General features: G+C 61.3%; 10 protein-coding genes and 1 tRNA gene. 6 read left to right on the top strand and 5 right to left on the bottom strand.

The window, feature by feature from the left end; all coding sequences use genetic code 11:
• Nucleotides 1-25: 25 nt before the first annotated feature.
• Nucleotides 26-964: a ZIP family metal transporter gene (locus ACTJJN_RS25865; RefSeq protein ID WP_003252816.1), complete on the bottom strand. Its 939-nt coding sequence runs from the start codon at nt 962-964 to the stop codon at nt 26-28.
• Between the two features lie 126 nt (nt 965-1,090).
• Here ACTJJN_RS25865 and ACTJJN_RS25860 point away from each other — a divergent pair, with 126 nt between their 5' ends.
• The 4 genes from ACTJJN_RS25860 (at nt 1,091) to ACTJJN_RS25845 (ending at nt 4,426) form a co-directional block, all read left to right on the top strand.
• Nucleotides 1,091-1,282: a PLDc N-terminal domain-containing protein gene (locus ACTJJN_RS25860; RefSeq protein ID WP_003252818.1), complete on the top strand. Its 192-nt coding sequence runs from the start codon at nt 1,091-1,093 to the stop codon at nt 1,280-1,282.
• A 139-nt stretch (nt 1,283-1,421) separates the two neighbouring features.
• Nucleotides 1,422-3,479: an LTA synthase family protein gene (locus ACTJJN_RS25855; protein ID WP_440781737.1), complete on the top strand. Its 2,058-nt coding sequence runs from the start codon at nt 1,422-1,424 to the stop codon at nt 3,477-3,479.
• Between the two features lie 203 nt (nt 3,480-3,682).
• A complete protein-coding gene (locus tag ACTJJN_RS25850) occupies nt 3,683-3,919 on the top strand; it encodes a hypothetical protein (RefSeq protein WP_392492724.1) in 237 nt (78 codons plus the stop codon).
• A gap of 174 nt (nt 3,920-4,093) precedes the next feature.
• Nucleotides 4,094-4,426, top strand: coding sequence for a ribonuclease E inhibitor RraB (locus ACTJJN_RS25845; RefSeq protein ID WP_003252824.1), 333 nt, complete (start codon nt 4,094-4,096; stop codon nt 4,424-4,426).
• Nucleotides 4,427-4,672: 246 nt separating this feature from the next.
• Here ACTJJN_RS25845 and ACTJJN_RS25840 read toward each other — a convergent pair whose 3' ends face one another.
• Nucleotides 4,673-5,473 (bottom strand): cytochrome c, encoded by an 801-nt coding sequence (locus ACTJJN_RS25840; protein ID WP_221100884.1) that lies wholly within the window; start codon nt 5,471-5,473, stop codon nt 4,673-4,675.
• 526 nt (nt 5,474-5,999) lie between these two features.
• On the opposite strand from ACTJJN_RS25840, the gene ACTJJN_RS25835 reads away from it, so the two are divergent.
• Nucleotides 6,000-6,734: an amidotransferase gene (locus ACTJJN_RS25835; RefSeq protein WP_003252828.1), complete on the top strand. Its 735-nt coding sequence runs from the start codon at nt 6,000-6,002 to the stop codon at nt 6,732-6,734.
• Between the two features lie 76 nt (nt 6,735-6,810).
• Here ACTJJN_RS25835 and ACTJJN_RS25830 read toward each other — a convergent pair whose 3' ends face one another.
• The 3 genes from ACTJJN_RS25830 to ACTJJN_RS25820 form a co-directional block, all read right to left on the bottom strand.
• Nucleotides 6,811-7,782, bottom strand: coding sequence for a magnesium and cobalt transport protein CorA (locus ACTJJN_RS25830; RefSeq protein ID WP_010952874.1), 972 nt, complete (start codon nt 7,780-7,782; stop codon nt 6,811-6,813).
• A gap of 68 nt (nt 7,783-7,850) precedes the next feature.
• A complete protein-coding gene (locus ACTJJN_RS25825) occupies nt 7,851-8,564 on the bottom strand; it encodes a lysophospholipid acyltransferase family protein (protein ID WP_014754121.1) in 714 nt (237 codons plus the stop codon).
• Between the two features lie 119 nt (nt 8,565-8,683).
• Nucleotides 8,684-9,373: a crotonase/enoyl-CoA hydratase family protein gene (locus ACTJJN_RS25820; RefSeq protein WP_003252834.1), complete on the bottom strand. Its 690-nt coding sequence runs from the start codon at nt 9,371-9,373 to the stop codon at nt 8,684-8,686.
• A 198-nt stretch (nt 9,374-9,571) separates the two neighbouring features.
• Here ACTJJN_RS25820 and ACTJJN_RS25815 point away from each other — a divergent pair.
• Nucleotides 9,572-9,661, top strand: a tRNA-Ser gene (locus ACTJJN_RS25815).
• Nucleotides 9,662-9,961 lie beyond the last annotated feature (300 nt).

The raw sequence follows: 9,961 nt of genomic DNA, 5'->3' as shown, positions 1-9,961 counted from the left end.
CGCTCCCACAGGCCGGTGTTCAGCTTCAGCCCAGCGCAGTGTCGAGAAACATCATCACCGCAAACCCACCCATCAACCCCAGGGTCGCCGCTGTCTGGTGCCCGTTGCGGTGGGTTTCGGGGATCACCTCGTGGCTGACCACAAAGATCATCGCCCCCGCCGCCAGCCCCATGCTGATCGGGTAGGCGAGGGCAAAGCCGGTAGAAATCCCCAGCCCGATCACCGCCCCTAGCGGCTCCATCAGGCCCGACCCTATCGCCACCAACGCGGCCTTCAGGTTGGAAAGCCCCGTGGCGCGCAAGGCCAGCGCCACGGCCAGCCCCTCGGGGATGTCCTGAATGGCGATGGCACTGGTCAGTGGCAGGCCGATGTTCATGTCGCCATTGGCAAAGCTCACGCCAATCGCCATGCCTTCAGGCAGGTTGTGCAGGGTAATCGCCAGCACAAACAGCCACACCCGGCTGATGCGCTCGGCTTCGGGGCCGCACGGGCCGGTGCTTTCGTGTTCATGCGGGGTGAAGCGGTCCAGGCCCAGCATCAGCAGCACACCCAGGCCCATGCCCAGCACCACGGTAAACGCAGCGGCCGGGCCGTTGCCCGTGATCTCGCGGGCAGCCTCCAGGCCCGGCAAAATCAGCGAAAACGAGCTGGCGGCCAGCATCATGCCGGCAGCAAAGCCCAGCATCACGTCCTGGGTGCGCGCGTTGACATCGCGCAGCACCACTGCCAGCACGGCGCCCAGTGCGGTGGCGCCAAAGCCGGACAACCCGCCCAGCATGGCCAGGTGCAGGTTGTCGGCATGGTCGCCGTTCACCGCGTTCCAGAGGCTGGCGGCCAGCAGCACGCACACCGCCAGCAGGCTCAGCCCCAGGCCCGCGCTGAGCCAGGGGGTATCGGTAACCTGCTGGCGCCAGGCCTGCAGCAGTGAAGAGGGGGCGGCGCTTTGGCTGTGAGTGGGCGGCATGCGAACCTCGAATCAGTGAATGCAGTCAGTCTACCGAGGGACCTGCGACATCCGCCAAGGATTCCCTTCTATTGCTGCGATAGCTGACTATGCTGTGCAGCAAAGCCTCTGGACAGGAATTCAGACATGGGATCTACCTTCAACAGCCTGGTCGGGCTGATCATTCTGGCGCTGGATATCTGGGCCATTCTCAACGTGATCAAGAGTGGCAGCGAGGTGGGCATCAAGGTGTTGTGGATCTTGTTGATCGCCTTGCTGCCGGTGGTGGGGCTGGTGATCTGGGCGATTGCCGGGCCGCGGGGGAATGTGCGGCTCTAGGCGCGTTACTGACATAGCCAGTAATAGGGCCGTGACAAAATTTTCACATTGGTTTAAACAGAATCCGCACCCGCATAATGCTGCGTTGGCCTAGCGCCATCGCCTCTTCGCAAACCGCAATCCTAGGACCTTCCCATTCATGGCTAACACGGACGCCTTGAAGCAACAGGGCGCGCGAACGTCATTTTCGCCGACCTTGAAATCCCACCTGGCCTATACGCTGCTCAGCGGCCTGGTGATCATGCTGATGCTCAGCATCGTGCGCCTGGCGCTGCTGGCCTACAACAACGACATGGTCGGCGATACCCCTTATTCGACGGTCGCCGAAGGCTTCCTCAACGGCTTGCGCTTCGACCTGCGGGTGGTGGTTTACATCAGTATTCCGCTGCTGCTGGCCATCCTCAGCCCCTGGGCCATGGCCCGGCGTGGCGTGTTCCGTTTCTGGCTGACCCTCGCTTCGAGCATGGTGATGTTCCTCGGCCTGATGGAAATGGACTTCTACCGCGAGTTCCACCAGCGCCTCAACGGCCTGGTTTTCCAATACATCAAGGAAGACCCGAAAACCGTCATGAGCATGCTCTGGTACGGTTTCCCGGTGGTCCGCTACCTGCTGGCCTGGGCCTTCGGGACCTGGCTGCTGAGCCTGCTGTTCAAAGGTATCGATCGCGCCACCCGTGCCCAAGGCCTGTACCGCGTTGCCCCGTGGTACAAGCGCCTGGCGGTATTCATGGTGATCCTGCTGGTGGCCGTGGTCGCTGCCCGTGGCACCCTGCGCCAGGGCCCGCCGATGCGCTGGGGTGATGCCTTTACCACGGACTCCAACTTCGTCAACCAGCTGGGCCTGAACGGCACCCTGACCCTGATCGACGCCGCCAAGAGCCGCTTTGGCGAGGACCGTGCCAACATCTGGAAGCCAGTCCTGCAGCAGGACGTGGCCACGCAAAGTGTGCGTGAGCAACTGCTGACCGCCCACGACACGCTGGTCGACGCCGACGAAGCCGCTATCCGCCGCGACTTTGTGCCGCCGGCTGACCGTACCCTGCCGATCAAGAACGTGGTGGTGATCCTGATGGAAAGCTTCGCCGGCCACTCGGTAGGCGCGCTTGGCAGCCCCAACAACATCACCCCGTACTTCGACAAGCTGGCCAAAGAAGGCCTGCTGTTCGACCGCTTCTTCTCCAACGGCACCCACACCCACCAGGGCATGTTCGCCACCATGGCCTGCTTCCCCAACCTGCCAGGTTTCGAATACCTGATGCAGACCCCGGAAGGCGGCCATAAGCTGTCGGGCCTGCCGGCGCTGCTCAGCGCCCGTGACTACGACGACGTGTACGTCTACAACGGCGACTTTGCCTGGGACAACCAGTCCGGGTTCTTCGGCAACCAGGGGATGACCACCTTCATCGGCCGTAATGACTTCGTCAACCCGGTGTTCTCCGACCCGACCTGGGGTGTGTCCGACCAGGACATGTTCGACCGCGGCAACGAAGAGCTGGCCAAGCACGATGGCAAGAAGCCGATCTACGCGCTGCTGCAGACGCTGTCCAACCACACGCCGTATGCCCTGCCGAAGGATTTGCCGGTAGAGAAAGTGACCGGCCAGGGCCGTCTGGACGAGCACCTGACCGCCATGCGTTATTCGGACTGGGCGCTGGGCCAGTTCTTCGAGAAGGCGCGTAAAGAGCCTTACTTCAAGGACACCCTGTTCGTCATCGTCGGTGACCATGGCTTTGGCAACCACCAGCAGGTTACCGAGCTGGACCTGGGCCGCTTCAACGTGCCGCTGCTGCTGATTGCCCCGGGCATTCAGGAGAAGTTCGGTGCGGTGAACCACACCGTGGGTACCCAGGTCGATATCGTGCCGACCATCATGGGCCGCCTGGGTGGCAAGGCTCGCCACCAGTGCTGGGGGCGTGACCTGCTCAACCTGCCCGAGGGTGACCAGGGCGTGGGCATGATCAAGCCGTCGGGCAGCGAGCAGATTGTCGGGTTGGTACAGGGTGACCGTATCCTGATCGAGTCCAAGGACATGAGCCCGCGGATGTACCGCTACCAGTTGGGCAGCGAGTTCAAGGCCGAACTGATCGAAAGCCCGGACCAGCCGGAAATGCTCAAGAAGCTGGAAGCGTATATCCAGACGGCGACCAAGAGCCTGCTGGATAACACCGCTGGCGTGGTGCACGGCACACCGAAGTAAACCGGGGCCGCGTTGCGGCCCATTCGCGGGCTTGCCCGCTCCCACAGGTACGACAAGGGTTAGAACCTTGTGCTGGCCCTGTGCGAGCGGGCAAGCTCGCGAATGGGCCCGCACAATTTCCCGGACTGAACATTATCCCCGCCCCAAGGTCAGTTATTCAGGCATCACACACCTGGTGTTCGTTGACTGAGAGGGTCCGTTCAATGAAAGAGTGGGAAGTCATTTTTGCCGACCAGAAGGGCGAACCGTCCACATTGCTGATGCATGCCGAGCATTGCCCCAGCGAGGAAGACGTTGCGCGGGCCATCCGCTCACACCTGTTTCCGGTGATGGACGAGCTGGACCTCAACGACTTCCAGGACCGTATCATCTCCCCGACCGCACGCTGGCTCAAAGAGCATAGCGGTGTGACCATCACCAGCATTCACGAAGTCGCCTGAACCACACGTTTGCGTGGTGCCTTGGCAGGCACTACGCTGGAGAAGGGCCTGCCTGTTCTGCGGGTTGGCGCCGCTACAATTCGCGTCTTGCATCAGCTCGAACTGCACGGCCTTTGCCGGCAGGTGCGTAGTGCACGGAAAGTCTATCCATTGCTTTATTCAGGAGGACGATTCATGAGCAGCCAGAACGACGATATCAGCAGCAACGTCCTGCGCCAGATGAAAGCAGGCGGTTTCGACTTCACCCAGATCCACCCCATCGAGTTCTATGCCGTATTCCCGGACGAAGCAGGGGCCCGTCGTGCAGCCGGGCAGTTTCGCGGAGAATCGCTCAATGCCCAGGTGAAGGAGCTGGGCGACGGTGCCTGGCACCTGGAACTGAGCAAGGTCATGTACGCCACCCATGGCGGGATTGGCGACTTTGAAGAGGCCTTCGAGCAGTTGGTGACACCGTATGGGGGTGAGGTGGAAGGGTGGGGCGTCAAGCACGAACGGCTCACGGCCTGACAGTTTTGTGTTGGCCCGTTCGCGGGTTAACCCGCGCCTACACATTGATGGAGGGTGGACACCCCCTGCCGTTGTAGGAGCGGGTTAACCCGCGAATACGGTGGCGGCGGCAACGATGAACGGCCAGGGATATTAGCCAGCAGGACCGGCCCTTTCGCGGGTAAACCCGCTCCTACGACGGTCTGTGTTCACCCCCCGGTGTGTGTCCACCACCGTGTAGGCGCGGGTTTACCCGCGAAGAGGCCCTCAAGGCTTACGCGCTGCCATGTGCCCCAAATAGGCCAGCAGCGCATCCAGTTCCTGTTCACTCAACACACTCTCCGCAAACCCCGGCATCTTCGCCTGCGGCCACCGCCGCAGGCTTTGCGGGTCGCGTATCAACTTGCGTAAATAAACCGGCTGGAAATACTCGGTCGGGTTATACGGCACATTCAAGTCCGGCCCCACCTGCCCATCCCCCGCACCGTTCAACCGGTGGCACACCAGGCAATTCTGCTGGAACAGGGCAAAGCCCTGGCGCACCGGGCTGTCGGCCGGCAGCGTCGGGTCGGGTAGCAGCGCAGGAAACCGCTGTTCCACCGGGGCCAGCTTGCGAAGGGTGGCGATCTGGAATGGCCACTGTTCAGGGCGGATGCCGCTGGCCTGCGGCGCAGTCCACACCAGGTAGAACGGCCCAGCACTTGGCTTGCCTGGACCCAGTGACGGCCACGGCGTGTCGGGGTCTTCCACGGCCAGCCAGGCCCGTGCCGGCCCTTGCTGCAGCAAGGGCGCAGCGGGCATTTCGGCGGCAAAGCCATCCAGCGCCACGGCCTGCAGGTGATCGCTGGCAGTCACGCCTTTCAGCAGCGTGACCAGTGGCACCGCCCGATAGTGCATGGGGCGTTTGTAGGATACGTCCTGTTCGATGCTGATGTCCTGGGCCTCAGGGTGGCCAAGCAGTTCGGCGCTGCTCCACTGGCGCGGTGTCGCGCCCAGTTCAAGGTGCAGTTGCGCCGCCGACAATGGCAGGCTCAGGAGCAACGCTAGCAGGGCAAGGCAGTGGCGCATAGGCGATCTCCGACCATCAAGGCCAGCAGGTTACCTGTGCGTTGCCCGTTGGCGCCACCGCCGCAGTCAGCCAAACAAACGTGTCAGGTTCGGCAAGATCAACAGCAACGTGGTGGCAAATAAAATGAGCCCAGCTTGGCGAATTTTCGATTGTCTGAACATGGCGGACCGCCTTCTTGTTGTTATTCCTGAATACCCGTTGGCTTCCTTGTCGCGCTTCGGGTCGATCGCAGTGGCGTTGAATGGCGCCGGACTGCTTGCCGCTTGAAAGTGGATATACCTTCAACAGTAGGGTGTGCGTTATCCATATTTGAGAACCCTTTGTTCTAACCGTGCACTAAAACCATTCCTCTGGCTATGAGGCTAAGTGCTATCTAGCTGACACGCTCTATCTAGACAGTGGCGCAAGCACTCGGCAGGCGCCGACGAAATGTGACCGTTCGTCAGTGCAGCCTACTTGCTTGTACGTGCCTTTCGCGGCAGTCTCTACAGCAGATTCCCACCCATGTCGTTCAGGACTACCCCTATGTCGTTACGCATCTGCATCCTTGAAACCGATGTCCTGCGACCGGAGTTGACGGCGCAATATCAGGGCTACGGCAGGATGTTCGAGCAGCTCTTCTCGCGTCAGCCGATTGCCGCCGAATTTTGTGTGTACAACGTGATGCACGGCGACTATCCCGCCGACAGTGAAAAGTTCGATGCCTACCTTGTGACGGGCAGCAAGGCCGATTCGTTCGGTACCGACCCGTGGATCCAGACGCTAAAGGCCTACCTGCTCAAGCTGTACGAGCGCGGTGAAAAGCTGCTGGGCGTGTGTTTTGGCCACCAGTTGCTGGCCTTGACCCTGGGTGGCAAGGCCGAGCGGGCTGAGCAAGGCTGGGGCGTGGGTATTCATCGCTACTCGTTGGCGGCGCATGCGCCCTGGATGGACCCGGAGGTGTCGGAGCTGACCTTGCTGATCAGTCACCAGGACCAGGTGACCGAACTGCCGGAAGGCGCTACGGTGATTGCCTCCAGCGATTTCTGCCCGAATGCGGCGTACCACATTCGCGACCAGGTGCTGTGCTTCCAGGGCCACCCGGAATTCGTGCATGACTACTCCCGAGCACTGCTCGATGCGCGCCAGGAATACCTGGGTGACGAGGTGTACCACAAGGCCGTTGCCAGCCTGGCCACCGAGCACCAGGGTGATTTGGTAGGGGAGTGGATGTTGCGGTTCATCCAGCAGCCATCAAAGGCCAGCGACAGCGCCGCTTAATCGGTGGCAACCCTTCGCGGGCACGCCCGCTCCCACAGGTTGCGCACAATGCTGAANCGCGCCCGCGAAGAGGCCATCAAAGCCAACCCGATTTCTTGAAGCTGGCATACAACCCGGCACACCCCGTCGCAATCACCCCCAGTACCGCGAAGTAACCGTAGTGCCAGCTCAGCTCCGGCATGTTCTGGAAGTTCATCCCGTAAACCCCGGCAATGGCCGTAGGGAATGCCAGAATCGCCGCCCAGGCCGCGAATTTGCGCTGCACGATGCTTTGCCGTGACGATTCCAGCAGCATGCCGATCTCGATCGTCTGGCTGGCAATGTCGCGTATGCCGGCCAAGTCTTCCATCTGCCGTGTCACGTGAATTTGCACATCACGAAAGTACGGGCGCATGTTCTTGTCGATGAACGGGAAGCTCAGGCGCTGCAGTTCTTCGCTCACTTCAACCAGGGGTGCCACGTAGCGGCGCAGGCGCAGGATGTCACGGCGCAGGCTGTGCAGGCGGCGGATGTCGTCTTCCCGCAGCGAGCCGCCCAGTACGCTTTCCTCCAGCGCTTCGATCTCGCCATGAATGGCCTCGCTGACCGGTTGGTAGTTCTCGGTGACGAAGTCGAGCAGGGCGTACAGCACGAAGTCTTCGCCATGTTCCAGCAGCAGGGGCCGAGCCTCGCAGCGCTGGCGAACCATGGCGTAGGATTTGGAGTGGCCGTTGCGGCAGGTGATGATGTAGCCGTTGCCCGCGAAGATATGGGTCTCGATGAATTCCAGTTTGCCTTCGTGGCGCACTGGCGAATAAGTGACGATGAACAACGCGTCACCGAAGGTTTCCAGCTTGGGCCGGCTGTGTTTTTCCAGGGCATCTTCGATGGCCAGTTCGTGCAGGTTGAACTGCGACTGCAGGTTGGCCAGCTCCTCGGCATTGGGCTCTTCCAGGCCGATCCACACAAAATGCCCCGGCTTGCGCGCCCACTCGCTGCCTTCGTCGATGCTGATGTTGGTGACCTTTCTGCCGGCGCTGTACACCGCCGATGCCACGACTCGACCCATGGTTGTCCGCTTATTCGATTGAACACGGATACAGCTTGGGCTGTACCCGGCTCCAGAGCAACCCCGGATCAGGCCAGTTCTTTTTCCATGCGGTCAATGCACTGCTGCATTTGCACCCGGCATTGCTCGATCAGTGTTGGCAGGTCCTGCAGTGTCATGCCCGTCGTGGCAATGGGCGGCAGCGAGCGCACAATCACCGTGCGCTGGCGCCAGCTGTTCAGGCTCAGGCGCCTGGCATAGCGGCTGACGCAGACCGGCACGATCGGCACACCGGCCTCGATGGCCATGTGAAACGCGCCTTTCTTGAACGCCAGCAAATGCTCGCCGGGATTGCGGGTGCCTTCGGGGAAAATCCAGATCGAGGTGTCGTCCTGCAGAACCCGGGTGGTCTTCTGTATGGCCCTGCGTGCCTGATAGGCATTCTTGCGGTCGACCAGCACGTTGCCGCCCAGCCAGAACAATTGGCCGAACAGCGGGATCCAGCCCAGGCTCTTCTTGCCGATGGCGACGGTGCGTTGCGGCACCACTTGGCCCAGCACGAACAGGTCGAAGTTGGACTGGTGGTTGGCCACGATCACACACCCGGGTGGGTGGTCCCACAATGGGCCGACTTCGGCCTTGACCTTGATGCGCATCAGCCAGGTGGCCGGCAAGCTGTAGAGCCGGGCGAAAACGCGGCTGTTGTCAGGGTTGAAGGGGCGGCACAGACCGATGATCAGGCCCACGGCGCCAACGGCAAGAAAATGCAGCCCCAGCAGGAACATACGCAATGAATAAAGCATGGTACGGCTCACACCAGACGGTCGCGGGCAGTGTACGGGTGTGCACTGGTTGGGGCAAACCTTGGTGCAGGCCTGTTCCGCCCCTTTCGCGGGCAAACCCGCGAAAAGGGCCCGTGCGGTTAGCCCATATGCTGCTGATCCAGCTCGATCGCCTTGTCCAGCGCCTCCAGCAGCCCTTTGCGCACTTTCAGCTTGGTGTTCTTGTGCGCCAGCATGTTCAGCTTCTTCAGCTCTCGTGCTGCAGTCATTGCCGCTTCCTGCAACTGCTCGGCCGGTACCACCTTGTCGAGGAAGCCGGCATCCACGGCACCCTGCGGGTCAAATACTTCGGCATTGATCACCGAGCGGTGGAAGGCCGAGCGGCGCAGGCGGTCGCGGGCCAGTTCAATGCCGGCGTGGTGCATGGTCATGCCGATTTGCACTTCGTTCAGGCATACCTTGTATGGCCCATCGACGCCAATGCGGTAGTCGGCCGACAGCAGCAGGAAGGCGCCCTTGGCCACGGCATTGCCGGGGCAGGCGACTACCACCGGGAACGGGTGCGACAGCAGCCGGCGGGCGAGGGTGGAACCGGCGGTGACCAGGCTGATGGCGTCCTTGGGGCCGCGGGTCATCACCTTGAGGTCGTAACCGCCTGACAGAATGCCCGGCTGCCCGGTGATGATCACTACTGCACGCTCCTCGGTAGCGCGGTCCAGCGCTGCATTGAAGGCAGTGATGACGTCCGGCGAGATGGCATTGACCTTGCCGTTGTTCAGGGTAAGGGTGGCGATGCCGTCTTCGGCGTGGTAGGTAATCAGCTCGCTCATGGCAGAGTCCTTTTGTTGGCGTGGCGACGACGTTACCCAGCGCCAGGGGCGAGGTAAAGCAGCAAGGCTGACTGGTCGGTCAGTGCTCATGGCAGCCCAAGTGCAAATACATGAAAAAATTGAAAAAAATGCTTGCCAAAGGGAAAGTCTTTCACTAAATTAGCGCACCTCGACAGGCCGCAAGGCTTGAAGAGAAACGGTGAAGTGTCCGAGTGGTCGAAGGAGCACGCCTGGAAAGTGTGTATACGAGAAATCGTATCAAGGGTTCAAATCCCTTCTTCACCGCCACATTCTACGAAAAGCCCCCGCGCTGAAAAGCACGGGGGCTTTTTGTTTTCAAGGCCATTGGGGCTGCTGCGCAGCCCATCGCGACACAAGGCTCCCACAAAGCCTATGCCAGGCTTCAGATGTGTACGGCGACCTTCAGGGCTTCCAGCGCCGGCTCGACCTAGCTGCCCAGCGATGCTCCCAGCTCCATTACCCGGGGTTGATGGGTGGGTTTGCGGTGATGATGTTTCTCGACACTGCGCTGGGCTGAAGCTGAACACCGGCCTGTGGGAGCGGCCTTGTGTCGCGAAAGGGCCGCGA

This window comes from Pseudomonas sp. 22515 (assembly GCF_052044625.1).
Taxonomy (GTDB): domain Bacteria; phylum Pseudomonadota; class Gammaproteobacteria; order Pseudomonadales; family Pseudomonadaceae; genus Aquipseudomonas; species Aquipseudomonas alloputida.
The sequence above is the reverse complement of the archived record's forward strand: the minus strand, read 5'-3'. Positions and strand labels throughout refer to the sequence as shown.

What these genes read in the sequence shown, in the direction of transcription:
- ACTJJN_RS25820 (WP_003252834.1), bottom strand. Translation starts at nt 9,373, where the DNA reads ATGAGCGAGCTGATTACCTACCACGCCGAAGACGGCATCGCCACCCTT.
- ACTJJN_RS25855 (WP_440781737.1), top strand. Translation starts at nt 1,422, where the DNA reads ATGGCTAACACGGACGCCTTGAAGCAACAGGGCGCGCGAACGTCATTT.
- ACTJJN_RS25850 (WP_392492724.1), top strand. Translation starts at nt 3,683, where the DNA reads ATGAAAGAGTGGGAAGTCATTTTTGCCGACCAGAAGGGCGAACCGTCC.
- ACTJJN_RS25835 (WP_003252828.1), top strand. Translation starts at nt 6,000, where the DNA reads ATGTCGTTACGCATCTGCATCCTTGAAACCGATGTCCTGCGACCGGAG.
- ACTJJN_RS25845 (WP_003252824.1), top strand. Translation starts at nt 4,094, where the DNA reads ATGAGCAGCCAGAACGACGATATCAGCAGCAACGTCCTGCGCCAGATG.
- ACTJJN_RS25865 (WP_003252816.1), bottom strand. Translation starts at nt 964, where the DNA reads ATGCCGCCCACTCACAGCCAAAGCGCCGCCCCCTCTTCACTGCTGCAG.
- ACTJJN_RS25830 (WP_010952874.1), bottom strand. Translation starts at nt 7,782, where the DNA reads ATGGGTCGAGTCGTGGCATCGGCGGTGTACAGCGCCGGCAGAAAGGTC.
- ACTJJN_RS25840 (WP_221100884.1), bottom strand. Translation starts at nt 5,473, where the DNA reads ATGCGCCACTGCCTTGCCCTGCTAGCGTTGCTCCTGAGCCTGCCATTG.
- ACTJJN_RS25825 (WP_014754121.1), bottom strand. Translation starts at nt 8,564, where the DNA reads ATGCTTTATTCATTGCGTATGTTCCTGCTGGGGCTGCATTTTCTTGCC.
- ACTJJN_RS25860 (WP_003252818.1), top strand. Translation starts at nt 1,091, where the DNA reads ATGGGATCTACCTTCAACAGCCTGGTCGGGCTGATCATTCTGGCGCTG.